A 25,367-nucleotide genomic window follows, 5' to 3' on the forward strand; every position below is an offset into this window, starting at 1 on the left:
ATGAAAAAGTTGTTAACATCTTTTACGACTTTAATGGTTATTAGTGTTCCTGCGACTGTTGTCAGTTGTGCTAGAATGGAAATGCGTGATCGTAGTAAAATTTCATTATCTTTATTTAAAAGTGAATTAGCTTTAATTCCTGTTTTTGAAACAAACAACCAACCACAAAAGTAACTGAAACGATATTTCAAAATGCAGTTTATGATGCATTAGAAACAAACGAATATCATGGTGAAATTCCAAATGCGGAATTAAAATTTATTTATTATGACAAGGATGGAATTTCAAAATCGTGAACTGATTTACCATGACAACCACTAGCAAGTGGCCGTGCAAAGACAGCATTATTATGAGTACAAATTATTGCTAATAAGAATAGTATCCATTTTGCAGATAAAACTGATATTATTTCGATAACATTATATCAAACCCAACCACTTGCATTAGATACCATTACATTTAATTATGAAGCAAAAGTGTTAAAAGCCTTACCAGTTGAGGATATGATGACTTATTTTGCTATCTTAAATCCAACATTTTATTTCTCACCCCGTCATTTTGCAATTACTAAAACAACTGATTATGTTATTATTAAGGCGCGTTATCAACCTCAAATCGATATCGTGGTGAAAATCGTATTAATATTTAGGTTACCTTACAATTTTATAAAATTAAAATATTTGGAGAAAATTTGTTTAAAAGAAATTCTCTCCTTTTTATTGATTTTAATAACTATCTGTTTAAAATTACGATATAATTAAACTACGAACAATAGAAAAGGAAGAAGAAGATGATTAGTGTAAACGATTTCCGCCCAGGATTAACGTTTCAATATGAGGGTAATATTTACGTAGTAATTGAAGCACAACATTCAAAATCTGGTCGTGGGCAAGCACATGTTAAAACAAAAGTTAAAAATTTGCGTAACAATGCAACAACAAATATTACTTTCACTGGTGGTGATAAAGTTGAAAAAGCAATGATTGATAAGGTTGAAATGCAATATTTATATTATGATGGTACGAATGTCATTTTTATGGATACGCAAACTTATGAACAATTAGAAATTCCCTCAACTAATTTAGTTTGAGAAAAAAACTTTTTTAAAGAAGGAGTAATGGCTTCTGTTACCAAATATGATGGTGAAATATTGGGAATTATTTTACCAGATAAGGTCGATCTAACAGTTACTGAGGCAGAAGCAGCAGTAAAAGGTGATACTAGTTCTGGTGCAATGAAAAAAGCAGTGCTAGAAACTGGCTGAGAATTACAGGTTCCGTTGTTTATTAAAGAAGGCGAAGTTATTACTGTTTCAACTAGTGATGGAAAATATTCCGGACGAGCTTAATTTTAACAATTCATAAAAGGGAGAGATTGAAGATGAATAATAATTTTAATGAATTAACATTTGAAAATAATCATCGTGGGACAATTGTTGTTAGTTTATTAACAATTAAAAAGATTATTTTATATGCAATCCGTGATATGACTCACCAATATTTTGCAGATAAAGTTGAATGTCGTATGATTGATAATTCATTATTGCACATTTATATTAGTGGAAAAGTAATGGCAAAAGAAAACCTAAATGATTTAACAGTTGAAATTAATGAAGCAATTATGAAAGAATTAAGTTATTCGTTACAAATTAAACCAAAAAATATTAGTATCGCTTATCATCATTAATAATTTAATAGCGAAGTAACTATAGAAAAAAGAAAAATATTATGAATTTGATAATACCTTGCAAAGTTATTACCAAATTTTTATTTATATTTTATTATAACACCAATAAAATAAATGTTCAATATAATTTATTTTAAAAAAATTTAGTATTTTTGTTTTAAATTTATGAATTTTGGCACACTGAAAAATAAAATGATTAAAATTTTTATAGGTAATTATATTAAAAATTAAACATTTGTATAAAAACTTCTTTTGAAGATAGTCAATATAAAGATTTTTTAAGTTTAGAGTTTATTATATTAGCAACTTCTTGATAATAATTTCTTGAATAAATACTTAAATCAATTTCTTTGGAAAATCAATGTCTAAAATCACGAATTTCTCTTTCAACTTTGGGTTTTTGAGTTGGAGTTCCAGCATCACAAAAATATACTTTAGCATTTGTTATTTTTTCAATTTTTTCTCAATCAGCAAATTCTTTGCCTTGATCTGTTATTATTCCTTTGCATCTATCTTTAAAAAATCTGTTAGAAAAAATTCGTTTTAATGCGTTTGTAACTTCTTTTGTTGTTTTTTCTTTTAATGGTTCAATAATTTTAAATTGGGTTAATTCTTCGATTAAAACTAAACAAACACTATTATTTTTACCAACCATAGTATCCATTTGAAATCAACCAAATTCATTTTTATCATATTTTGCTTCTTCAATAGTTCTAAAATTTCTTATTTTTCCACGGTTATCAATTCTATTTTTTGTTTTATATTTTCTATCATGAAAATACAAATTATCTTTCTTGAAATTTAAAAATCCCAAATGAATTTATTTATATAAAGTTTTAAAACATACCGGAAATTTAATACCAAACTCTTTTTCATATTTTTTACAGATTTGTTCTGGTGAATCATGAAATTTGTTATATTTTTCATCTAGTCATTCTAAAATATTTAGCAATAATAATGATTTTTTAAAACATTTTTGTCGTTTTTGTAAATAATCTTCGTGTGCTAATTTAGCGTCATATTCATTATCTTTTAACCTTTTTATTTTTTGTCTAATTGTATAGCGATTTTTATGCAATATTTTTGCTATTTTAGATATATTGGATTTACCATTTTTTCTTTTTAAAGAATCAAGTTCTAATAAATCTTTTAACATTACTCTTTCTTTAAAAGTAAAATGATGCTTTGTTTTATCCATTTTAAAAAATCCTTTCTTTTATATACAAAGCTAATTATATAGTTTTTGAGGAATTGGGCGAGCAGTTGATTTTCTTAAATTTTTGTGATAAAATAATTTATAAGTTAAAAAAAGTTTTGAGGTTCTTTCAAATAAATTTGGGAACCTTTATAAAATTCTTTGCTTAACGCTTAGAATTTTTCCCAAGTATTTTAAAAAGCGCGGCAAAAGTTTTTTAAACTTTAAGGCATTTTTCACAAACTTATGAAAATTCCGCGAGCCCAGATTTAGTACAATATAATAACAATAATAATCATTTTAAATAATTGCCTTTCTCCAATATACTTAAAAAGTGCTTGTATATATATAATGTCAATAGATCTTGACAAAAATTTTCAAGATAAAAGAAAGGAAATTATAAAAAAAACTTTTAAATTTATTAAGTGTATTAACAGTTAGTGGAACTGCTGTACCAACAACAATTGCAGCTAGTCCTTATCAAAAAGAAGAAAAATTAAATAAATTAGAAAATAATGGGTTTGATTATACTGTTTTATCACATTTAGAAAATAATAACTATTTTTTGTGAGATTATGCTTTTTCTCTTTGAAAAATAGGAACTAAAAAAATTGAAGAAACTAAAGATTATATTACAGAAAATTATGATAAAATTAAAAACAATATATTAGAAAAAGTTGACAATTTAAAAAATAATGTTATTAATTCTATTAAATTAAATTTTTTAATAAAAGAAATTAATATAGAATTTGAAGAATTAGAAACCTTAATAGATTCTGAAGTTAAAAATATTAAGTTTGATTATTTTAAAAACAATCTTTATTTTTTTTACTAGAAAAACTAATAATTTATATAAAATTACAGAAAAGGGAAATTTACAACTAATACATCAAGGTGATGAGTCCGGAAGAGATGGAAATATTCATGGTTTTTCATTAGATAAAAATATAAACAGAAATATTTATATTTTTACTAATAAAAAACTTTATAAAAATAATATTTATAATATAAAAGATGTAATTAGTAATTTTCGTTTTAACCATTTTTATTTAGATAATGAAAATAATAGGCTGTATGTATTATTTAAGGGTTTTAATTAATATCTTAGAAATTGTGGAATAAAAATACCACTTACTTATCTAAGTTATATTACTTTTAATTTTATTGTCAACAATATTTTAACATTTTTTAAATTTTTCCACGACAAAAATACATGTTTATTAAAGTTATTTAATTTATTAGATAAAATTAATAAAAATATAAGTTTGGTTGTAAATTATTATTTACAAAATTATTAACTGAATAATTAATTCTATTTTCTTATAATAGTTCATTAGTATTAAATAAATTAATTTTATTTTTAAAATTTATCATACTAGTATTTAATTTATTTTTAAGAGTTTTTTCATGATAAGTTGCTTTTTTAACCAAAACACCTTTACAGTAATGTGATATATCACCCTCAATATGACAACCAATATTATTTCATAATGTTTGATTTCTGACACCTTCTTAATTATTTTTAATTAATTTAATTGTCTCTTTTAAGAATTTCATTTTTGATTCTTTTATAAAAGAAGCACTGTTTTCTAAGCGTTCTAATAATTCTTCATATTTACCATTAAAAAAATAATCGACTGCTTTATGGTATGTTTCTCTGTTTTCTTTGTTTTTACTTTGATAAGGATATAATTTTTTAAATCTACTTGTAAGGTGAAATTTATCTATCGTGTAATGTACTTTATTTTTAGGAAAATATTCTTGAATAAATTTTGCCATATTTTTAATTCAAGGTACACCATCTCCTAATACCATAAATTCAATATTGTCATTAATATCATAATAACTTGTAATTAATGTAAGTAATTTACTAACAAAATTAATTAATTTACTATTTTTTTTAATATATTCTGGAATATTATCTAGTTCTATAACTCCTAATTTATTTGCAATTACAGGTCTTTTTTTAGTTGATTTTGTTTTATCAAAACCAGTATGAACAGTTGAAAATATACTATGTTTTTTTTTTTTTTTTTTCTCTCCCCTTTTTTTCATTTCACATTTTTAAATAAGTTCTATCAATTTGAATATATAAAGTATGAGGTACCTTTATTTTTTTATCAGTTTTATTAATATAATATTCTTTATCAATTTTTGCATTTTTCATAATATTTGAAATTGTTTTTATACAAATTTTTAGATGTTCCATAGTATCTAAAATATCTTGATATGTTTTTATTGCCAATAAATGATAATATTTTTTCTTTAACAGAATTATCTATTCTTTGTCATTTTTTAATTCCTAAAAGTTTATCCAAAGGAAAAATATATTCTTCTTTACCTGTTTCTTGATTAATTTTATAATATTTTCTTCTTTTAAAAGTTATTTTCCCATTTAAAATAGTTAATTTTCTTGGTTTTATTTCTTTTACTTTATAATTTTTAAATTCTTTTAAAGCTTCATCAATTTTATAATTTTTAAAAATTCATTCATCACAATCTTCTAAACTTTGTTGAATAATTTCAATACTTTGTATATTTAATAAATAGCGTCCTGTACGATGAACCGGCAAAAAACAACTCTTGTGAGATTGTTTTTTTATTTTTATATTAAAAAACATAAATTTATTTGCATTATTCATCGGATAGTATCTTTAAATTTAGAACTTTTATCATAAAAAAACAGATTAAATTCTGTTTTCCCTACACAAAATAAACGATATTTTTATAAATCCTTTCGATAAAGGTATTATCCGATGAATAATGCGGCACTTAAAATTTAATATTTTGATGCTTAAAGATGAATAACTCATCTATGGCACGAAGCCTTAAAGAAAGTGTGAAAGCGATTGGATTTACTACTCCTATTTATTTCTTTAATTCTCGGCAAGATTAATCACTTGCGAAATGTCAGAGCATGTGTTTTTTGGCTTGTTTTCATAAAAAGAGTGCTGTTAAACCGAAAAAAATAATATCGGACACTAAAAAAACAAGAGGGTTGGAACTCCAAAAGGTTATTTTCTTTATATAAAGTTGTCTAGGGATGGATGAAGCGTAATTAATAACTGGGTAAACTGTTTCTTTGTTTATTTCCGTATAGGGGTAAACTATATCAAAATATCTTATCCCGCCCCCGCTCACCTTCAAAGTGAAGCGGGCGGCGAAGTAATTAAATACTAAAATAAATTATTTACTAAATATCAAAATATTAACCAATAAAGGAATATTATGTTTTTTTACACAGAAAGGAAAATATTTGATGAAAAAATGAAATAAAAAAATTAAAAATAAATTACAAGAATTAATGATACGAGCTTATCTAGTAACGGTAAATGATATTAATGATGAAATTTGAGCAACAAATAAAAATAATTAAGGAGTATAAATAAATGACAGAATATAAAAGTTTGTATATTAATAAAACTTGAAATGAAATAACAACGTCATTTGATTGAGTTAATTGTCAGCCTGTTAATTGTCGTATTTCACATCATAAAAAGCATTATGATTTGCAATGTTTAGAATGAGCCAAAATGTACTTAATTTTATTTGAAAACAATTGAGATGTAATTGCTTCTTATATGCAACATTACAAAATTAACGATATTTTAGATTTAGTATCAGATGGATGAAAAATATTACAAATTGACAAAAAAATAAACCAGATAAATTAAAATATATTATTGCAATTGACCCTGCTGGAATTGGACAAACTGGTATGATTATTTATAATGTTTTGCAAAAGAAAATAATTAATAATATTACTTTTAATTCTAAAAATGAAGAAGAAGCAATAAATAATATGTATTTAATATTAAATGAGTTTAAAAATAAAATTTGTTCTTATTTAAATAAAGTTATTGTAATAATTGAAGATTATCAACTTAATAAAGGTTTAAAAATAAAAAATCCATTAGCTACTCCTAAATTTATTGGTGGTTTAAAAGTTTTATGTAAATATCTATTTAATTTAAATTATGTTTTACAATCGCCAGTTGTTAAGAAAAATTATATTTATAAAGGAAATATTAAAATGACAGAGCACGAACACGATGCTTGAAAATATTTACAATATTTTATAACAGAAGGAGTTGATAAAAATGGCACAAACAAAAAGTAATTTACTTAAAAAATCAATAACTAATAAATCTAAAATAAAAAAGTTAATAAATTAGAATTAACTGTTAGATTACATAAAAACCCAATTAAAACTAAAATTAAGGCACTGGTTACTGGCGGTGTTGAAGTTGATGCTTGTTCTGCGAAATGTCAGTGAGAAGGATTAAATTACTCAACATTATTAATTTATAATCCGTCAGTTGTATCTGCTTTTTTGAAATTAAAAAAAGATGATAAGATAAAAATTAAAGGCTCAGTATTTAATCAATTAAATATAAAAACTAAACGCTATTTTTTTTCTTTTCGAGTAGATAGTTTTGAAATTATACAAAAAGCGATTAGAAAAAGAATAAATACAAATATTAAAAAATAGGAGGAAAAACAATGGCATTAAAAAATGTAAAATTTGTTCTTATTGATAAAAATAATGAACCTATTAAAAATGAAGATGGTAGTTTAAATATTAAAACTACTGAAATTATTTTAAAAAATACTGTTGAAGTTGAAGAATTTAATGCAAGTAATTTAGAAAATAGTAATCAACAAATCAACGAACTACAAGCAAAAAATACTGAGTTAACTTCACAAATTGAAGAACAAACAATTCAATTAAAACAAATTGAAGTAATTGATTTTATTAATTCTTTAACTGATAATGAAGATTTTAAAAATGTTTTATTAAAATCTTATGATATTACTGATGATATTGAAATCATTAAAGCACAATTGCAGAGTGTTTATGATGAATTAATTAAGGTACAAACAGTTAATACTGGGGGCGTACCAAAATCAGAAAATAAAGAAAACAATATTTTAGATACAGACAATGTATTTAATAAATAAGAAAGAAGGTATAAAATTATGGCACAAAATCCACAAAGAATATTCGGCGATATTGTTAATCAAGCAACACAAAAAGATTGTGAATCATTTTACCAATGATATTTACAAACTTATCAACAAAAATTTAGCTGAGAGACATTATTTGCGTGAAAAGAAGCAAATAAGTTTGGTTTAACATATAAAAGAAAGAAAAATATTAAATATAATGAAGGTATAGGAAAAGATGGAAAAGTATTTAATACTGATGACAGTCTTTTAAACTACACTGAAGTAAAGTTTGAAGATGGAACAGTTGAATTAGATACAATTTTAACTTTTGCTCGTAAATTAGACCCTGTAGAAAGTGATTTTAATCCCAATCTTTGGGCGGCTGATATTGAGCAAGCAATGGATACTGAAGTTGCTTATAAACGCAATAAAATTTTAGAAATTATTAATAAAGGAACTGTTACAACTATTCAAGGACAAAAAGCAGATGATACAAATGCTTTACAAATCCACGATGAAATTATGGATAAAATATATGAAAATGGCTTTACGCCATCAGAAACAGTTGTCTTGGGTTCGGCTGATTTTATTCGTGGAATTCGTAATAAATTACAGTTACAACTTGGCGCAAATGACCAAATAAATAGCGTAATTGAAACAAGTGGAGCAATGAAAACTGTTGAAGGAACAACATATTATATGGTTCCTAAAAAATTACCAATTATTAATAAAGATGGTTCAGAAGGAACAATTGAATTATTACCAAACGAAGTTAATGCAATTGCCTTTAAATTTAGTAAAAAATATGACCCTCTTATTTTACGCAAAAAAGACCATATCCGCTAAGGGTTGGTGCTGCTGCGTTAGGTACTGGAATGGGTAATACTTTAATTATGGAAAGAGTTTTATATTTAGGTGGAGCAGTAGTTGAACCTAAAGGAATTATTAAACATATTGTTACAAAAATTGATATTAGTAAAATTAATAAATTAGATAAACCAACTATTCATGTTGCAAATCCAACACAAACAACAGCAGAACAGTTAAAATCACAATTTAAAGATGTTGTTTTAAAAGCAGTAAAAGCAGTAAATAGTTCTTTAACTGAAAGTGATTTTGATTACTTTATTGAAAGTAAAGGTGAAGATTGACCAATTAATATTATAAATGATAAAATTGTTTCTGTTCAAATTAAAGGTAAAAACAACGCTACTGGTCAAACATCTCCGATTGATGTTAAAATTAAAAATTCTTAATAGTACTAAAAAATAGTACTTTTTCGTTTGATAGATATGCCAATTGGAACATCTAAAAAAGCTCTTATTTATGCTGTTAAAAAAAATCCAACTAGATTGTCAATCCAACAACAAGAAAAAAATTTTGGTTTACAGTTATTAGAATTTTTAGGAGTTCAAGTTTTAGCCCTTGGTTTATCAGTTTTAACTGGTGGTGTAGCATCCGCCGTTGGTCTTGGTGCGGGATTATCTAATTTTGCCGCAGCATTTATCTCATTTGGAGTAGAAACAGCAACTGATTTTGCTGTAAATCAAATATACGATAAATTAACCTCAGAAGTGACAGCAAAAAGCACCGCCTTAAATTTGTTACCAGCGATTGGTGGTATTGGAAAATTAACGCGTGCTGCTCGAACAACTAGAATTTTAAAATTAGCAAAAGAAACTAAATTACTTGAAAAATTAGGTACAATAACTGCTAATAATTTAGAAGATGTTGTAAAACAAGTTACAGGCAAAAAGATTTTATCTGATAAATTAATATTTGATTTTTAAAAGCAGGCTAATAATGAAACTTTATTATATACATTTGGTAAATTGGCCCGAAATGATTTTTATAAAGGTTTTAAAGTTTCTAATTTAGAAACAATTAATAATTTATTAAAAATTGAGAAAAATATTCAAAAAAATAAGCCCTACATTAGTTCAAAAAATACCGCGCGTAAATAAAAAAAATGCTAATAAATTGTTATATGAATATGGATTAAATATTGATAAAATAAGCAAAATTAATACTAATGAGTGATATAATATTATGATTAATCTTCATAAAAAATGTGTTGGTAAAAATCTACTATTAAATGCTAATTTAATGCGGAGCAGTAAAATATATAATAATAAATTATTAAATATTTTGCACCAAACACCAATTAAATTAAATAAAATTTTAAATCATTTAAACCCAAATTTTTATATTCAAAAAGTAACTAAAAAATTATTAGCCCCAATTGAAAAACAAATAATTACAATTAAACAAAAAGTAATTAATAAAATTACTGATAAAACTAAAAAAATATTCTCTAAATTTGAAACTAAAGCTATTAAAAAAGGCCAATTATTACCCTTTGCTTATGGTTCTGATGTTTTTTTAGCAGTAAAAATTGTTCCATTATCAGTTGCGGGCGAAGTTGCTTTAACAATATATTATAAAAATTCTAAATATGTCCCTATTGTCGTTATGACAACTTTAATCAAAGCAGAACAGTTTGTTTTGGCTCCTGAACCGTTTAAATTCTATATGAACAGTGAGTGGTTTATTGGTTGGGGATTTTAAAAAACAAGTTTGTTTAATTTAGTTTCTTTTGCCCCACTTGTTTATCAGCAAGTAGTAAAAGATAGTTTTAAAATATATCGGACAATTGCTAAGATATTAAAAATGCAAGAACAATTTAAAAATAACTTTAATAAAGATAAATTGTTAAATACGCTAGAAGATAGTGTGGTTACTAGTTTGTTAGGTAATGGACTAGTATTTCAAGCATATAAACAACTCAGAACAAAACAAGATTTAAACAAAAAAATTAAAACAAAAACATTACTAAATAGTAAAAAAATTATATTAAAGAAAATATATTCTAAAAAAAGTAAATGATAAGGAGATGATTAAATGTTAAATGAATTATGACAAAATGTTACTTTGGAAAATTATAATAATTTTATTCCAATGACAGGTAAAATTACACAAGTTCCAGTTCGTTATAATAAGTTTTTTAAAGGTGATGTAAAATTATGATTTAAAACATTTGCTTTAAGAGCCCAAAATATGATTAATTCTTACTTAAACTATCCATTTTCAAAACTAAAGTTTGAAACATTTAAAGATCCATTATTAAAGAAAATTTGTATTAATATGGTGTTTATTACGATTGAGCATTGAACATTTAACCGCATTCCAATTGAGTTTTTTGCTTCGGCAAATATGAGTGTTGGTGATATTAATTATTCTTCACAAAATGACCCAATGACAACATGACAAGGTTTATTACCTAGTTATGCAAAATCATTTGCTAATTTAACAACTTTAAAGAAAATGTTTCGTACTTTTCAAGAAGAAGGTATTGATTTAACAATGATTGATTTAGAAGCATATTATACTCAATTAGAAGTTGATGCTTTATTAGATAAACTTGTTATAGAAAAAATTAAAGATGAAAAACTTGCAAAAATAAAAGAAGAAATTTTAGATGAATTAAAAAAATCAATTGTTATACCAAAAGTTCCAGATTGAGAAATTGTTGATACTAGTGATTTTATAGTTGGTCAAACTGGATATAATATTCCTAATTTTGATAAAGAAAATTATATTTATAGAATTTGAGCCTCAAAAAAAGATAGCAAAGAAGATTTAAAAAGTCAAGGAATGTTGCAAACAAGGCATAGTTTTAAACAAACAATAGGTGTTATATATGATCAAATAGGTGTTGATAGTGCATGTTTAGCATTATCTATTAATCCTGATGGATTGATTAATATTGGAGTCAATGGTCCAGCAACATTTAGACCTTTGGGATTTGTGTTTATTGAAAGAAAAAAGGTAAATTAGAAAGGAGATGTTATTATGCCAAAAGTAGAAGTTAAAGATGTAATTATGTTTTTGAAAATATTTGGAGTTTCATCATTCTTTTTTATTGCCGGAATTATTATTTGTTTTATCGGAGAAAAAACATTGGGTATTTCTTGACCAGCATATGTTATTGTTTCAGCAATGCTTATCGGAGCTAAAATTATAGTTTTAATTATTGAAACAATTAGATTTATCAAAACACATAACAAAAAACAAAAAGAAGATAGTATTGAAGATGTTATTAAAAAAGAAGAAACAAAATAAAGAGGTGTTATAAATGGGATTGTTGCCAGCAAAAAAGAAATTAAAAAAAGAATATGATATTGATAGTTATTATCTTAATTTAGCATCAACGATTACTAATCGTAAAAATGTTACTGTTCAAAAACATAATGAGATTTTAGAAAAAAGAATTTGTGAAGATAATGCTAATTTTTTAAATCCACGAGATTTAGAAATTAGCATTTATAATCCAATTAATAATAAACAGATAGATGCTAAATTAATTAATAACTTTTTAAAAACGCAAGACTTTACTAATAAGAATTGATATAACGAATATAAAATTAATAAGAATGGTAAAGGTGCATATTTTATTTTTGCTAATAATTCAAAACTTAATTTTATTACTATTGATTTTTATAATGACCAATATGACGAGTTAGGTAATTTAGTATCTTGTACTTTTGATTATGACCCCTATCTTAAAAATGATCAAAGTATTTTTATTTCTGAAAAATTAAAACTTGATTCTGTAACTAAACAAGTAAAAGTTATTAGAAAGTTAAAAACACAATTATATAGTACTATTACCGACTTATATATTGATGATGCTAAATGAAATAACTATACAACATTACAAAGAGAAGAAATACTACCAATTGATTTTATACCCATTGAAATTATTCCTAATAACCCTAATTTTGATCCCTCTGCTCGTTATGGTAAACAATTTGCTAGTATTTTAGATATTATTGCTGAAAAGATAATGTTAGACCCATTATTAAATAGTGGTAAATTTACTATTAATACTAATGGAGTGACTGGTGTTCTTGACCAAGAAATTAGTAAAATGTTGGCTTCGTTTATTGAAAATGACTTATTATTGGTTGAAGGAGACCCCGATAGTAATTTTCAACCAGTAGACTATATCGCTGGTAATTTTAAAGGTGAACAATTAACCAAAATATATGATTGATTATTAACTAATTACTATAAAATAAATCGCCACCATGTTCCCGCAATCGCTAAGGGGGCTCAACAAACACAAGCGGAAGTTGCTGGTGTTAATATTCAAACAAATGCTTCGTATGAACAAATGATATATATCAGAGAAATTAAATTAACTGAATTCATTATTAAGTTAATTAAATATGATAATACTATTTTAAACAGTAGAACATTCAATATTAAAAATATTGACGAGTTAATTGTTGATGTTCGCTTACCAGTAAATGCTACTTTAAACAGACAACTAAAAAACAACGAAACTATTATCAATATGCCTAATGAAGAAGGAGAACAAGAATAATGTTAAAACCATCTGAAAAAATGTTAGCACAATTAGCAGAAAATGATGAACCAATTGACTATTCAATTGATAGTATTCCATTAGATTTTGCTACTCAATCACAATATAGCGACCCTGAATTAGAACAATTATTTACAGAAGACCGTGCCAGAACCTTATATATTTATAAAATTAATAATCTTGTTAAGACAAAACAAAAACCTACTTTAAACTACTCACAAAATAGTGTTAAAATAGGTTTTATTGACAAAGATGAATATATTAAAATAACTGGTTATGAAATTAGTGATTTTAATTTTAAATTACAAATTCAACAAAACACCACAATTCAAGATAATAATAGCACAAGTTATGTAATTATTGATGAAAAAGATATTTTAATTAATGATATTTCAAAACAAGATAAAGAATTTTTAGAAGCATTAGACTTAAAAATAGTATCTATTAATGAACAAATTACAGAAGACAACAAAAATAAATGTTACATCATTGAAGAATACAAACGCCCTTATTCACCTGATGGCATTGATATTATTAAATCTACCCACTTAGTTAAAATAACTGATTTTAAGTGAAAAAATCAGAATAGTATTCATTTAGTTTTACAAAAATCATTGCCAGAAGACACATTATTTACTGGAATTGAAATTAAATACCCTAAATCTATGTTATTTGGAAATATTAAATGTTGAGGAAATGTGAATGGTGTTTATTCTTATTCATCTTCAATTGTTGAAAATGCTAGTTTAGTACCTTTATTATCAATGCCAATTGAAACAGAACCTAATTTAAGAATATTTCAATATTGATTTACCGAAAGTTTTTTACCATGAAATATTGCCAAAAACTATATTCAAGGAGAAGATATTTTATATTTAATAGACAAAGATAGTTTAAAATTGGTTTTATTAAATTATTTAACTTATCGTTATAATTATGATAGAAAATTTAAAGAGGCAAAATACGACGAAAAGGGTAATCCTATAAATAAAAGTGCTAAATTAAGACAGAAATTTGAAGGGCAAAAACCCGAGGATGTAATTGATGGTTTATTTGAAAATTGAAAATTAGATAATCCAACCCTTATTAATCACAAATCTGTCAAAATATTTAAACAAATTATCTATATGCTTTCAAATTACACGTATAGCAAATACTCCATTAATAAAGGTTATAATGATGATATTAAGTTATTTTCTTCTTACTATTTTAAGTTAATATCTAAACCTACAGAGATAGGGGAAGTTGGTTATTGAGAATTTAAAAATTGTGTGGTTGAATTAAATTCAATGTATTTTAATTTTAGTGATAGTGGTCCTATTCTACCTGAACCAATAAATTATTGAAAAGAAGTTTATGCAAAAGAAAAACCATTTAAAAAAGTTGATAATAAATGATATTTTGTTATATAACATGGTTTATTTAATAATGAATGAAAAATTAATATGTTTAATAATAATGCAGTACAAATACGAGTTGATACCACTAGCGATTGATTAATGAAAAATTTTGATGATTTACAAGTTGGATATGGTAGAAGTTGAAAAGATTGAACAAATTATCCAAATTATTTTAAATCAGTTTATCGTTGAGACACAAATAATTACCCGAATACACCAATTATTGACCCAATAACAGGACAAATTATAGATTGAAATTTAAAACAACAAGTTAATAATAACAAAGATAATGAAATTAAAGTAAATGTTAAAAATAAAGATATTTCAGAAAATCCTATTTATCAATTATAGGCAAATTACTTTAATTGATTATCAATAACAAATGAATTAGAAACAAACAATATACCCTTCCTTATTTTTGTTGAAATTAAATTATCAAACGGAGAATATGGAAAATATTTAACTAATTTAATTATTTCTAATGACAAAATAGAAGACTATTTAAATTATTTTTCTGAATGATATAAATTACTTTATTCTAAAATAGATTGAATTAGTACAATCGAAGATTTAATTCATTATAGTATTAAAATAACTTTTGATAAAAAACTATTTAATTTAAATCAAATTGAAATATCTGGAATATGAGGATATGGACATTATGAAATTACAATTTTTACCGAAAAAGTACAAATTAATATTAGTAATTTAGAATTATTTAATAAAAACAATGAAAAATTATCATTAATTACATTAGAAATATAAAAAGTCATTTTAATAAATGACTTTTTATATTTCATTAACTTTTACTTTACCAGTTTTTTTATTTATATTCAAATTGGTATATCTGTATTATTATTTCAACGATAAACTGATTTAAAATATGTACCATTATCATTAATTCATGCTCTTTCTAAAATGCCACCACCGCGACCACCTGCAAATAAATCAAGGAATCCCCCTCCCTTAGTAATAGCTAATAATCTGTCTATTGTTCTAGCTTTGTCAGAATTATGTATAAATAAAGTACTATATCAATTATCTTCTTTTTGTTCACGCCATACAACAAAATAATATCTATTATCAACATTATTAAGTGGCTTTTCTTGTGGTGCTAGTCATTCTAAATTATCTTTTATTTGTTGATTTGCTGTCTTTATTTTGTTTTTTTCTTTAAGTTTTTTTAATTCTTCTTTTGTATATTCAAGTGTTTTAATTTTATTATTAAAATCTTTATTAAAAATATTACAAGCAACTAAACTTGGTTGTCACAATTATATATATACAAGGGCTATTTAAGAGTTTGAAAGGAAATTATTTAATTTATTTATAGGGAAAGGGTCAATCTGGGCTCGCGGTGATTTTCATAAGTTTTGCGAAAAATTACTTAAAGTTTAAAAAAACTTTTGCCGCGCTTTTCAAAATACTTGGGAAAAATTCTAAGCGTTAAGCGAAGAATTTTATAAAGGTTGCCAAATTTGTTTGAAAGAACCTCAAAATCTTTTTTAACTTGTAAGTCATTTTATCACAAAAATTTAAGAAAATCAACCGCTCGCCCAAAACCTAAAAAAATCTGCTATTTCAGATTTAATAAACATATAGATAAAAATTAAGTGAAATATTCTTTAATTTTATTTCAATAGTATTAACATAAATATTTTAAATTCCCATTTTAAAACGATACGGATAAGAACCATAAAACAAAGCATCATATGGGTCATGGTACATTTTACTGTCGGGTGTGTTTGTTTTGGTATCATTAAATCTTAGTTCACTAATACACTTATCTAAAAATGGGAAGTTATCCAACATGCCATATATTTTGCCTTGAATAAACATTTTTCTTATTCATGTTACACGATTGATTATACCTGCTTCTTTGTTAAGGGATGTCTAATGTTTTTTAGCTTTAAACATTTTAATTTTATAACCCAAATAAGGGTAAATATCTTCTTGTAATTTTTGCATAAAGTCGTGTGCATTAATATCATAATGAAATGTAGCATATTCAAAACCATCAAATTTATCAAATGTATTAATTATTCATTGCCCGTAATGTTCAACTATTTCATTTAAATTCATTGCCTTTTTTGGTGTAACAATATTTTCTTCAATTAAATATTTATCATATTCATTATTTTCATTAATTTTATAACCACTAAATAAAAAGACCGTGTAGTCTTCACTACCATTAGCATAATCAACACCAATTGAATAATTATCAAATTGATACTGTTTTGTATTTGTATTATAAAAATCTTGTAAATTATATTCTTTAATATATTTACGATAATTTCGTAAAACATAAATACTGGGGTCATTATCGTTATATTCAAAACCGTAGTATTCAAGTTCAAATAAATCGGCTCGTTCTTCTTTATTTGCTAAAACAATTTTTTAGTAATATCAGGTATTTTATTTCAAACAGCACCCATAGTTAAACGCAAATTAAAAATACCCAAACCATTAAATGCTTGTTTGTTTTCTGAATATACCTGATTGTGTTCTTTTAAAATATTTTTAATTCTTTCATTTAAAGGTAAAAATGGTGTTACAAATTTTTCATAAAAAACATGGTATTTATCAAAAGGATTAAAAGTAAATTGATTAGAATATGTTTTATGAAAATATGTTGTTACTGTTATATATTTTTTTGTTATATTATCTCATTCTTGAAATGTCCAAGATAATTCTTTTTTTAGGAATAGGATTATCTAAATTATATTGTTTATTACCATCATCATCAGTATATTTTTCATAAGATACTTTTAAACTTTTTGAACGAAACATTGAAACTCTTAAATTATTATATCTTTTATCTAGTTTTTTATCAGTTAAAATTTCTTTTTCTTCAGCATGTATCATTTCATCTGTTCATGTCGATATAATACCGCTACCTTTACCAATCTTACCCATAATTTTATTACCATTAGCATAACCAGCAAAAGCAATACGAACACCACTAGGAAAAACAATCTCGCCGCCTTCTTTAACATTTTTAGGTCAAACAATTCCATTTTCATTGTTGGTCCCTATATCAATCCCATATTTATCATATAAATAGTTACACACATTAATTGTATCATCAAATGTAGTATCTTCGTGGGTGTTGGCGTATCTTCGCAAAATATTAGATGAAGCATCAGTAAAATTACAAGCAAAAAATAATTTTTCTGCTAAATGATTTCATGTTTTATTAGTATCAGGACCCGCTGAAACAAACTTAAAAAAACTTGGCGAAGTAAAATATCGAGCATAACTATCACCAACAAAATCTTTAAATACTTCTCAATCAAAACCAAAATTATAGTCACTAAAATTTAAATCATATTTTTTATTTAAATGTTCATAACTAAATAAGAAAAAATGAAGGGAATTTGTATAAAAATGAGAAAATTTAAACATTTAATATTTGATGAACGAGATTTATTTAAGGATTTATTATTATCTGATACTTGTAAAAAGAAAAATGACACAATTAATTTATCTGAAATATCACGACAAACGGGTCGTGGAGTTAATACTGTTAAAAGAGAAATAAATCGATTTAAAAATATACAAGATTATAATCCATATCAAGCACACAAAGATTATAAACAAAAACGTAAAAAATGCATTAAAAAACTACCTAGATTTACAAAAGAGCAGTTAGATTTTATTAAAATAAGATTTAATAAATACCACGATACACCCGAGCAATTAATTTATCGTTATTTCTTGGAGTTTGGTGTTAAATTTCCTGCTTGTGTTAAAACATTATATAAATGAATTCGCTTAGGTGAATTTGGATTAAAAAAAGAAAATTTACCCCATCGTGGTAAAAAATATAAAACAAAAGGAAAAACTGATAATCGTGGTAAATTAATTAACTTTAAATCAATTTGAGATATTGAAAATAAAGTTTCTAATGTTGGATGATTTGAAATGGATACTGTTGTAGAAAAAGACCATCAATCTAGTAATTTAGTTTTAGTAGAACAATCAAGTAAAAATTATTTTGTAATGAAATTAAAAAATAATACTGCTAATGAAGTTTTAGAAAAATTTAAAGATATTGCTAAAAATAATAATTTAATTGGAAAAATTAAAGGAATAATAACAGATCGTGGAAAAGAATTTAGTAAATGAAAAGAAATGGAAATATTTGCTGAGACACAAGTTTATTTTTGTGACTCCGGTAAACCACAACAAAAACCATTAATTGAGCATATGAACGGTGAATTTAGATATTGACTTTCTAAGGGAATTGATTTTACTAATATTAGTCAAAAAATGATAGATTGAGTAGTTAATGTTATAAATGATAAACTCCGACCATGTTTAAATTGACTAAGTGCAAAGACAATGTTTTTACAAAATTTTAAATAAATTTATTAGTTAAAATTTAATAAATTATTTTTTAGTGTGCTTAAATATGAATAAAATAAGATAAAATTACAAAAATTTAATTTTTTCTGAAAAAGTTGTTGCAATTTATTAAAAATATTTTATTATTAACTTAACAAGATATAAATTTGCAGTTTATATATACACAGTGCCAATTAATAAAATTCTTTAAAAAATTGTTATCAACATTTATCATTTTTATACCCTCTTTTCTATAGTTTAGGACTTTAGCACAAAAATAATGAAAATGCAAAAAAAGATATTATTTTTTATTTATTGTGTTATAATTAAAGTGTTAATTATTAGCAAATTAATTTAACTGAAAAAAGTAAAATAATTTACTTTTTTTATTTTGATGTAAAATATAGGTAATAAAAAAAGAACCAAGTTGGTTCTTTTATTATATTTTCAGGATTAATTACTCTTTTATTTAATCATATTGTTTAAATAATAGCAATTTTAATATGCAAAAAGGAGTAAAAAATGAAAGAATTTAATCCAAAAACAGCAAGTTTGGCAACTTTTTATCGTAAAATAGAGCAATTTTGAGAAAATAAATCACCTAATAAACTCTATACTTTGAATGTTTTAACCAATGAATTCAACCTTTCTCGCAAGTGAAGATATGATACTTATGCGAGCGAAAAAATAGTTCCTTTGCTTGAAAAACAAGTTGATAAAATTGAAAGTGAAATAATTAACTTTATGATGAAATCACCAGATGGTGCTAAATTATATTGGCAACGAGCATTTAATTATAAATATTCACTACAAGAAAAAGAACTTGAAAAAGAATTAAACTTAAATAATCAACAACCAATAATTGTTAATTTACAAACGGATATTAGAGATATTAAAAAAGAAAGTGATAATAATTCTTAATCATTTTACTTATTTGTTAGAAATTCCTTATTGGTTATTACAAAATAGTAGTATTGGTAATAAATATCCATTTGCTTAAAAATATGAGTTAGTTAATGAAATTAATCAAATTGGGACACGATATAGTGGTAAGACTATTTCAAATATAAAAATGTTTTGTGAATTATTAAAAATTAGTTTATTAATTAAAGAACCAATTTGTATTATTGCTAGTATGTATTGGAGTAAAGATTTAAAAGATAGTGTATTTCAAAATATCTGAAATATGTTAGATGAAAATAATATACCTTATACTATTAATTTATCAAATTTTACTTTTACTTTATCAAATGGTAGCAAAATATATTGTAAAGGTTTACATTCACCAAGTCGGAAAGAAAAATTAAAAGCTTTTGCTGATTTGAATAAATATAAATTAGTTATTGATTGAAGAGAAGAATGTGATCAATTTCAACAAAAAGATTTAAGTGATTTAGAATTTGCTATTCGTGGTTATCAAAATAAAATAACAATTAATACATGTAATCCTGAAAGTTTAAAAAGATATATTGTTGGTTATTGTAATGAATTAATGCCTTTTGATGAAGAAATAATGCGTAGTAAATATGAGCAAATTAAGTATATTGAAAAATGAAATATGAAAATTATTATTCATTATTCTAGTTGAAGATTAAATTATAAATTACCACAAGATAAAGTTAATGAACAATTAAGATTAGAACAGTTAGATATTGAAAGAGCAAGAGTATGGAGTTGAGGTTTATCAGGCAATACTAGTGGGTCAATATTTGCAAGATATATTGATACTATGCAAGTAACAGATATTATTCAACCAACTAAATTATTAGGTGGTGTTGATTTAGCAAACTCTACTAGTCCTAAGGGACATACAACAGCAGCGAGTTTTTGAATATATAATTCATTTGATAAAAAAGCATATAAAGTAGCAGAATATACACACTCAAATGCTACACAACAATTTAAAGGACCATTAGAACAAGTAAAAGATATTTTAGAGTTTTACAACAATCAATTAAATCAATATTTTAATTTAATACAGCAAGGTATATCAATCAATGTTGATGATAGTGCTTATGCAACATTAGAAAGTTTAAACCGAGAAAAATATAATTATTCTTTTGGTCAATATATGCATTTTAAACCAGCACAAAAGCAGAAATTTAAAATAAAGCATCGTATTGAAGCATTCACAATGTTAATAAATACTAATCAATTAAAATGATTATGAGAAAAATGTCCTGTAAGTAAAACTCAATATGAATTAATTCAATGAGAAGATAAACCAGATGCCAGAGAAGAACGAATGTTGGACTTATACGATGATACATTTGATAGTGATTTTTATGCTTTACACTTTGAATTAGTACCAATGGTTAAACATAATAGTTCAGCAGATTATAAATTATGACAACAAAGGGAGTGATTAACTTAATGAAAAAAGATATTTATGTAATACATGATGAGCGTGTAATAAATGCAAAAAGACCTTATATGTCTGTTTGTGGACAAGTTAAAAAAAGACTTTGTCAAGAATTAAAAAAAGATAATATCGCAATATGTAATTTAAATTTATATAACGAATATATTAAGAAATATCAAAAAGTTAAAGTATGTGTACAAGTTTTATCAAATGAACCAAATTTATTAACAGTAAATATAATTAATTATGTACTTATCTTAAATTTAAAGGAGCAAAATAACAATGAATAATACTTTCCCTAGTTTACCAAACTTAAATGATATTAATAGTGTTTTAAAATTTTATAATTATGATTGAACTATTCATCAAATGCGATTAATAAATGGTAAAGATATTTTATTTAAGTCGCATCGTAAAGATATTTTAGAAAAATTAAATTGATGATATGAAACTTATAAAATAAAATAAAAATTAGATAAAAATGAATTAACAGTAAGTTTAATGGGTAAAACTATCTTTGGTTTATTAAAAACTAGTGATGGAAATATTGATTTATGAATTAGCCCTTTTAACTTTACAACACGCGTAAGTAAAATAAACGAAATTGAACAAGGTGCTGATATTTGATTAAATTATCATCAATCAGATAGTGGTTTTATTTTAAATTTAATTTGTACCAAAGATAAAATAGTTATTAAAGGTTGACCTAAAAATAATGAAGTAGTTGTTGGTCAAAGTAAAACACAAATTAAAGATGATGTTAGACCTGTTTTAGTTCAATAATTTAAAAATAAATTAGGTATAGTGCCCTTTTGAGAAATGATAAATGAACCTAATTCTTTATTTTTATCAACATCAACAACTTTAAATCCATGACCTACAATGGCAAATTGTTATAAATTACAATTTGATTTAGAAGATAGTTTTAATATTAAATCAAAAGAAAGATGAGCAAATCGTACGCATTGATATGGGATATTAGATGATGATTTAATGACTGCTTATAACAAAGGCAATAAAAAAGTATTACAAGATGCTTTTGATGATATTTTTATTCAATCAGGTCAATCAACAGTAGATGGTCAATTATCTCAATCTTTACAAGTAGTACAAGGGGCACCAACCTTAGAAACATATACACAAGACCAAAAAGTAATTATTGAACAAGTATATATAGCATGTAATTTTTCTAGTCCTTTTGGTGATGCCTCAGATAGTGAAGAAAATAAAACCCAATCATTAATAAAAAAAACAAAAGACTTAGAAAAACAAGCATATTTACAAGCATATCGTAAACAATATTATACTAAAATGTTTGATACTGTCTTAAAATATTATGGTTTATGAGATGGAAATGGTGAAGGCCCTTATGGTTTTGATTTTGTTAGTGCTAGTTTAGTAGATCAAATGCGACAAAATGAATTAATTACTACTAGATTAGATAATTGAACAATGGAGCCAATAAGAGCGATAACTGAATATGATAATGTTGATGAATTAGAAGCAATCAAATATTATGAAAAAATTGAAAAATACTGAGATAAAAGGCATGCACAAAAGATAAAACATAATAATAAATTAATGGAATATGATGAAACTGGTAATAATCAAAATGCCGTACAAGGTAGAACAAAAATAAAGGAGAATTAACAAATGCAAAAAATTAGTCCAGCAGCTATGCAATGATTAAGAACAGGAGCAGGTGCTACTGCAATAGATATAAGAGAAAGTATAAAAGAACATAGACATTGAATGGTATTTCCTTTTAATGTTTATAGTTCATATATTCCTGAAACTGAAACAGGTTGAAAACCTAATAATGCTAAACCAAGTGATTATGGTAGTTATTCACGAATATTTGATAATATGGAAAGTACGATTGCTCAATGACAAGGTAGTTTAAAAATAGTCCAAAAATATAAAGGTGAAGAAATTAATATTTTAACGATTGATGATTTTAAAAATCAATCAATTAACTCAACTATATGAGCTAATAATGAAACACCTTTTGCTTTAAAATTAAAAGATGAAAATAATAATGTTTATTGAAAATTAATTGATGGTGAAAATATTTATGATATTAATAGAATGTTAGAATACTTAAATCAATATAAATTAAGTTATTTTATGAATAATGATAATAAAGCCGATAACTTTTATACAAAAGAGGTAAAAGTTGGTAAATATTGAGATGCTTATATAGTTGATGATGTAAGTTCTATTAAATTTGGTGATGCTAAATTTGAACAAGTATTTACTCAACAATCAACAGAACGACAATATACTTTATTAATTTTAGATGAAGATATTACTAAATTAAATATTAATGATTATTATAATTTTTATACTGTATTTAATGACCGTGGTTTAAATATTGGTGATGGTGATATTAATTCTGCACCCCAAGATAGACAATGATTATATCCATCAAATGTTAATTATTATTCCGTAGAAGATGGTGATTTCTTATGACAAGAAATTAGCTTTTCAAGTATTAATGACAAAATTAGTAATAGTGGTTTATTATATTTTTTAAAACTGCAATAGTACATCATGAATCAGTTTTTTGAAATTGCATTGGTTTTTTCATTCTAGTTTTTCTTAAATCAATTAACACATCTTCTAATATTAAATATGTTATTTCTTGTCTTTTAACTCTATTTAAATTTTTTAAATTATTTGTTTGTAAATAACTAATTTCATTATTTTCTAATTTAGTTTCTTCTTTTTGATAAGGACTAGCGGCAATTGTTGTTGGTACAGCAGTTCCACTAATTGTTAATACACTTAATAAACTAAGTAATTTTTTCATACTTGTTTTTCTCCTTTTCTTTATCTTGAAACCTTTTATCAAAATTTACCAGTATTTTTTATATATACAAGCAAAATTAGCGCTTATTTTAATAAATTTATCTTGTTAAATAACCCTTATTACGCGTTTTAAGGGCTAAATTAGCAATAAAATATATTAAGTTTATTTTTTTTTTTTTTTTTTGTATTAAATATTGTATTGGTAAAATAGTATGATATTATTATTTTAGTTAAATAAAAAAGAGAATGACCCTACATTATTCTTGCCTTATGTTATATACTAATAAATAATTATTTCAATTTTATTATAACACTTTTATATTATTTGTTTAGTATTTGTATACAAAATATATTGTAATTGTGAACTATTTTAATCTTTTTTCCGTAAAAAAGAGTTTATGCTGACTTGCTATCAGAGAAGAATAAAAAAAGAGAGGTTTATAAAATGGTACTTACAAAAGAACAATTAATAGAACAAGGCTTAAGTGAAGAGATTGCAGAAAATATCTTAAATCAGTTTAATGAAGCAAAGCAAAAATTGAAAAAATGCAAACTTTAAAAGAATTAAAACCTGATTTGTTTGTTGAAGAACAACCATCAGTTTTACTAACTAATTTTATTAAAGATATGATTGAAAAATCAACTGAAAATAAGAATGATGAAATTGAAACTATTAAAGAAAAAGGAGCATATACTCCTGATGAAATTAAAAAATTAATTGATTATTATTATACAATATGCAACAGCAACAGCAGAACAAGTTGCTTGATTACCTAATGCTTGTCAAGCATTATATAATTTAACTCATCGTGTGGTATGACAAGATGATTATTCATTGCCAAATGGTGGGACAACTCAAACAATGGGATTAACAAGAATTCCAGTACCTATTGATAAAAGATTTAATTTAAAATTAATGAATGAAGCTTTTGACTTAGCATTAATAGAACAAAATATTAAAAATGGTGTTATTGCTGATGCTATTTCTAGTGTTGTACAGAATAAATTTGTTAATTTAGAATGTGAATTAATTCAGGCTATTTATGATTATTGTTTAGCAGATGGTCAATATGAAGTAATTCCATTTCGTAGTTATACAACTGAAAATGCTGATGATGCAAATAAAGCATTCTTTACATTAAATGAAACTTTGATTGAATTAACAAATCAAATTAGTATTTAGCAGGAATAAGAGAAGAGATATTATTTGTTTCTAATTCATTTGTT

General features: G+C 24.3%; 37 protein-coding genes and 1 pseudogene. 30 read left to right on the forward strand and 8 right to left on the reverse strand.

From position 1 onward, the window contains the following. The 4 genes from ACZ91P_RS06930 (at position 1) to ACZ91P_RS06945 (ending at position 1,686) form a co-directional block, all read left to right on the forward strand. On the forward strand, positions 1-174 hold the full coding sequence (locus ACZ91P_RS06930; RefSeq protein ID WP_465158629.1) for a hypothetical protein: 174 nt from the start codon (positions 1-3) through the stop codon (positions 172-174). Between the two features lie 302 nt (positions 175-476). Next, the gene (locus tag ACZ91P_RS06935) at positions 477-761 is read left to right on the forward strand and encodes a hypothetical protein (protein WP_465158630.1); all 285 of its coding nucleotides are present in this window, start codon (positions 477-479) and stop codon (positions 759-761) included. 29 nt (positions 762-790) lie between these two features. Further along, positions 791-1,348 (forward strand): elongation factor P, encoded by a 558-nt coding sequence (gene efp, locus ACZ91P_RS06940; RefSeq protein ID WP_465158631.1) that lies wholly within the window; start codon positions 791-793, stop codon positions 1,346-1,348. A gap of 32 nt (positions 1,349-1,380) precedes the next feature. Continuing rightward, positions 1,381-1,686, forward strand: a complete 306-nt coding sequence (locus tag ACZ91P_RS06945) for an MMB_0454 family protein (RefSeq protein ID WP_465158632.1) — start codon at positions 1,381-1,383, stop codon at positions 1,684-1,686. A 220-nt stretch (positions 1,687-1,906) separates the two neighbouring features. On the opposite strand, the pseudogene ACZ91P_RS06950 reads toward ACZ91P_RS06945, so the two are convergent. Further along, positions 1,907-2,884: pseudogene (locus ACZ91P_RS06950) on the reverse strand (IS30 family transposase). Positions 2,885-3,446: 562 nt separating this feature from the next. On the opposite strand from ACZ91P_RS06950, the gene ACZ91P_RS06955 reads away from it, so the two are divergent. Then, positions 3,447-3,716, forward strand: coding sequence for a hypothetical protein (locus ACZ91P_RS06955; protein WP_465158633.1), 270 nt, complete (start codon positions 3,447-3,449; stop codon positions 3,714-3,716). Continuing rightward, positions 3,679-3,981: a hypothetical protein gene (locus ACZ91P_RS06960; RefSeq protein WP_465158634.1), complete on the forward strand. Its 303-nt coding sequence runs from the start codon at positions 3,679-3,681 to the stop codon at positions 3,979-3,981. Before ACZ91P_RS06955 ends, ACZ91P_RS06960 begins: the two co-directional genes overlap by 38 nt. Positions 3,982-4,393: 412 nt before the next feature. Here the strand turns inward: ACZ91P_RS06960 and ACZ91P_RS06965 are convergent, their stop codons facing one another. After that, a complete protein-coding gene (locus tag ACZ91P_RS06965; RefSeq protein ID WP_465158635.1) occupies positions 4,394-4,936 on the reverse strand; it encodes a UPF0236 family transposase-like protein in 543 nt (180 codons plus the stop codon). A gap of 89 nt (positions 4,937-5,025) precedes the next feature. Continuing rightward, the gene (locus tag ACZ91P_RS06970; protein ID WP_465158636.1) at positions 5,026-5,454 is read right to left on the reverse strand and encodes a UPF0236 family transposase-like protein; all 429 of its coding nucleotides are present in this window, start codon (positions 5,452-5,454) and stop codon (positions 5,026-5,028) included. An 816-nt stretch (positions 5,455-6,270) separates the two neighbouring features. On the opposite strand from ACZ91P_RS06970, the gene ACZ91P_RS06975 reads away from it, so the two are divergent. The 14 genes from ACZ91P_RS06975 to ACZ91P_RS07040 all read left to right on the forward strand — a co-directional run bounded on the left by ACZ91P_RS06975 (position 6,271) and on the right by ACZ91P_RS07040 (position 14,971). Beyond that, on the forward strand, positions 6,271-6,555 hold the full coding sequence (locus ACZ91P_RS06975) for a hypothetical protein (protein WP_465158637.1): 285 nt from the start codon (positions 6,271-6,273) through the stop codon (positions 6,553-6,555). Continuing rightward, a complete protein-coding gene (locus ACZ91P_RS06980) occupies positions 6,510-7,001 on the forward strand; it encodes a hypothetical protein (RefSeq protein WP_465158638.1) in 492 nt (163 codons plus the stop codon). Before ACZ91P_RS06975 ends, ACZ91P_RS06980 begins: the two co-directional genes overlap by 46 nt. A gap of 213 nt (positions 7,002-7,214) precedes the next feature. Beyond that, the gene (locus ACZ91P_RS06985) at positions 7,215-7,373 is read left to right on the forward strand and encodes a hypothetical protein (protein ID WP_465158639.1); all 159 of its coding nucleotides are present in this window, start codon (positions 7,215-7,217) and stop codon (positions 7,371-7,373) included. 11 nt (positions 7,374-7,384) lie between these two features. After that, complete coding sequence (locus tag ACZ91P_RS06990) at positions 7,385-7,843, forward strand: hypothetical protein (RefSeq protein WP_465158640.1); 459 nt, start codon at positions 7,385-7,387, stop codon at positions 7,841-7,843. Positions 7,844-7,861: 18 nt separating this feature from the next. Continuing rightward, on the forward strand, positions 7,862-8,677 hold the full coding sequence (locus tag ACZ91P_RS06995) for a hypothetical protein (RefSeq protein WP_465158641.1): 816 nt from the start codon (positions 7,862-7,864) through the stop codon (positions 8,675-8,677). Between the two features lie 29 nt (positions 8,678-8,706). After that, positions 8,707-9,087 (forward strand): hypothetical protein, encoded by a 381-nt coding sequence (locus tag ACZ91P_RS07000; RefSeq protein WP_465158642.1) that lies wholly within the window; start codon positions 8,707-8,709, stop codon positions 9,085-9,087. 36 nt (positions 9,088-9,123) lie between these two features. Continuing rightward, the gene (locus ACZ91P_RS07005) at positions 9,124-9,621 is read left to right on the forward strand and encodes a hypothetical protein (protein ID WP_465158643.1); all 498 of its coding nucleotides are present in this window, start codon (positions 9,124-9,126) and stop codon (positions 9,619-9,621) included. Between the two features lie 190 nt (positions 9,622-9,811). Continuing rightward, a complete protein-coding gene (locus ACZ91P_RS07010) occupies positions 9,812-10,399 on the forward strand; it encodes a hypothetical protein (protein ID WP_465158644.1) in 588 nt (195 codons plus the stop codon). A gap of 9 nt (positions 10,400-10,408) precedes the next feature. After that, positions 10,409-10,720 (forward strand): hypothetical protein, encoded by a 312-nt coding sequence (locus ACZ91P_RS07015; RefSeq protein WP_465158645.1) that lies wholly within the window; start codon positions 10,409-10,411, stop codon positions 10,718-10,720. Positions 10,721-10,732: 12 nt separating this feature from the next. After that, entirely contained in the window at positions 10,733-11,668 is a 936-nt protein-coding gene (locus ACZ91P_RS07020) for a hypothetical protein (protein WP_465158646.1), read from the forward strand. A gap of 15 nt (positions 11,669-11,683) precedes the next feature. Next, a complete protein-coding gene (locus ACZ91P_RS07025; RefSeq protein WP_465158647.1) occupies positions 11,684-11,953 on the forward strand; it encodes a hypothetical protein in 270 nt (89 codons plus the stop codon). A 13-nt stretch (positions 11,954-11,966) separates the two neighbouring features. After that, positions 11,967-13,220 (forward strand): hypothetical protein, encoded by a 1,254-nt coding sequence (locus tag ACZ91P_RS07030; protein ID WP_465158648.1) that lies wholly within the window; start codon positions 11,967-11,969, stop codon positions 13,218-13,220. Continuing rightward, positions 13,220-14,632, forward strand: coding sequence for a hypothetical protein (locus ACZ91P_RS07035; RefSeq protein ID WP_465158649.1), 1,413 nt, complete (start codon positions 13,220-13,222; stop codon positions 14,630-14,632). Before ACZ91P_RS07030 ends, ACZ91P_RS07035 begins: the two co-directional genes overlap by 1 nt. Before the next feature lie 33 nt (positions 14,633-14,665). Next, positions 14,666-14,971 (forward strand): hypothetical protein, encoded by a 306-nt coding sequence (locus ACZ91P_RS07040; protein ID WP_465158650.1) that lies wholly within the window; start codon positions 14,666-14,668, stop codon positions 14,969-14,971. 476 nt (positions 14,972-15,447) lie between these two features. Here ACZ91P_RS07040 and ACZ91P_RS07045 read toward each other — a convergent pair whose 3' ends face one another. The 4 genes from ACZ91P_RS07045 to ACZ91P_RS07060 all read right to left on the reverse strand — a co-directional run bounded on the left by ACZ91P_RS07045 (position 15,448) and on the right by ACZ91P_RS07060 (position 18,025). Then, complete coding sequence (locus ACZ91P_RS07045) at positions 15,448-15,894, reverse strand: hypothetical protein (RefSeq protein ID WP_465158651.1); 447 nt, start codon at positions 15,892-15,894, stop codon at positions 15,448-15,450. A 385-nt stretch (positions 15,895-16,279) separates the two neighbouring features. After that, positions 16,280-16,459 carry a hypothetical protein gene (locus ACZ91P_RS07050; RefSeq protein ID WP_465158652.1) on the reverse strand — a complete coding sequence of 60 codons (180 nt, stop codon included), beginning with the start codon at positions 16,457-16,459 and terminating at the stop codon, positions 16,280-16,282. A gap of 54 nt (positions 16,460-16,513) precedes the next feature. Continuing rightward, complete coding sequence (locus ACZ91P_RS07055; protein ID WP_465158653.1) at positions 16,514-16,702, reverse strand: hypothetical protein; 189 nt, start codon at positions 16,700-16,702, stop codon at positions 16,514-16,516. Positions 16,703-17,281: 579 nt separating this feature from the next. After that, positions 17,282-18,025 (reverse strand): hypothetical protein, encoded by a 744-nt coding sequence (locus tag ACZ91P_RS07060; RefSeq protein WP_465158654.1) that lies wholly within the window; start codon positions 18,023-18,025, stop codon positions 17,282-17,284. Here ACZ91P_RS07060 and ACZ91P_RS07065 point away from each other — a divergent pair. The 8 genes from ACZ91P_RS07065 (at position 18,008) to ACZ91P_RS07100 (ending at position 23,876) form a co-directional block, all read left to right on the forward strand. Next, positions 18,008-18,988 carry an IS30 family transposase gene (locus ACZ91P_RS07065; RefSeq protein ID WP_465158656.1) on the forward strand — a complete coding sequence of 327 codons (981 nt, stop codon included), beginning with the start codon at positions 18,008-18,010 and terminating at the stop codon, positions 18,986-18,988. The two genes, ACZ91P_RS07060 and ACZ91P_RS07065, sit on opposite strands and share 18 nt — an antisense overlap. 501 nt (positions 18,989-19,489) lie before the next feature. After that, positions 19,490-19,888, forward strand: a complete 399-nt coding sequence (locus tag ACZ91P_RS07070) for a hypothetical protein (protein WP_465158657.1) — start codon at positions 19,490-19,492, stop codon at positions 19,886-19,888. A 100-nt stretch (positions 19,889-19,988) separates the two neighbouring features. After that, positions 19,989-21,341: a PBSX family phage terminase large subunit gene (locus ACZ91P_RS07075; RefSeq protein ID WP_465158961.1), complete on the forward strand. Its 1,353-nt coding sequence runs from the start codon at positions 19,989-19,991 to the stop codon at positions 21,339-21,341. Further along, positions 21,314-21,619 (forward strand): hypothetical protein, encoded by a 306-nt coding sequence (locus ACZ91P_RS07080; RefSeq protein ID WP_465158658.1) that lies wholly within the window; start codon positions 21,314-21,316, stop codon positions 21,617-21,619. Before ACZ91P_RS07075 ends, ACZ91P_RS07080 begins: the two co-directional genes overlap by 28 nt. Then, a complete protein-coding gene (locus ACZ91P_RS07085) occupies positions 21,612-21,797 on the forward strand; it encodes a hypothetical protein (RefSeq protein WP_465158659.1) in 186 nt (61 codons plus the stop codon). The genes ACZ91P_RS07080 and ACZ91P_RS07085 overlap by 8 nt, the downstream gene beginning before the upstream one ends. A gap of 33 nt (positions 21,798-21,830) precedes the next feature. Next, positions 21,831-22,112: a hypothetical protein gene (locus ACZ91P_RS07090; protein ID WP_465158660.1), complete on the forward strand. Its 282-nt coding sequence runs from the start codon at positions 21,831-21,833 to the stop codon at positions 22,110-22,112. A 36-nt stretch (positions 22,113-22,148) separates the two neighbouring features. Next, the gene (locus ACZ91P_RS07095) at positions 22,149-22,979 is read left to right on the forward strand and encodes a hypothetical protein (protein WP_465158661.1); all 831 of its coding nucleotides are present in this window, start codon (positions 22,149-22,151) and stop codon (positions 22,977-22,979) included. A 3-nt stretch (positions 22,980-22,982) separates the two neighbouring features. Then, a complete protein-coding gene (locus tag ACZ91P_RS07100; RefSeq protein WP_465158662.1) occupies positions 22,983-23,876 on the forward strand; it encodes a hypothetical protein in 894 nt (297 codons plus the stop codon). On the opposite strand, the gene ACZ91P_RS07105 is transcribed toward ACZ91P_RS07100, so the two are convergent. Further along, on the reverse strand, positions 23,836-24,141 hold the full coding sequence (locus ACZ91P_RS07105) for a hypothetical protein (protein WP_465158663.1): 306 nt from the start codon (positions 24,139-24,141) through the stop codon (positions 23,836-23,838). The genes ACZ91P_RS07100 and ACZ91P_RS07105 overlap by 41 nt on opposite strands. Positions 24,142-24,686: 545 nt before the next feature. On the opposite strand from ACZ91P_RS07105, the gene ACZ91P_RS07110 reads away from it, so the two are divergent. Beyond that, entirely contained in the window at positions 24,687-24,917 is a 231-nt protein-coding gene (locus tag ACZ91P_RS07110; RefSeq protein ID WP_465158665.1) for a hypothetical protein, read from the forward strand. After that, positions 24,859-25,323, forward strand: a complete 465-nt coding sequence (locus tag ACZ91P_RS07115; protein WP_465158666.1) for a hypothetical protein — start codon at positions 24,859-24,861, stop codon at positions 25,321-25,323. The genes ACZ91P_RS07110 and ACZ91P_RS07115 overlap by 59 nt, the downstream gene beginning before the upstream one ends. Positions 25,324-25,367 lie beyond the last annotated feature (44 nt).

This window comes from Spiroplasma endosymbiont of Halictus nicosiae (assembly GCF_978018445.1).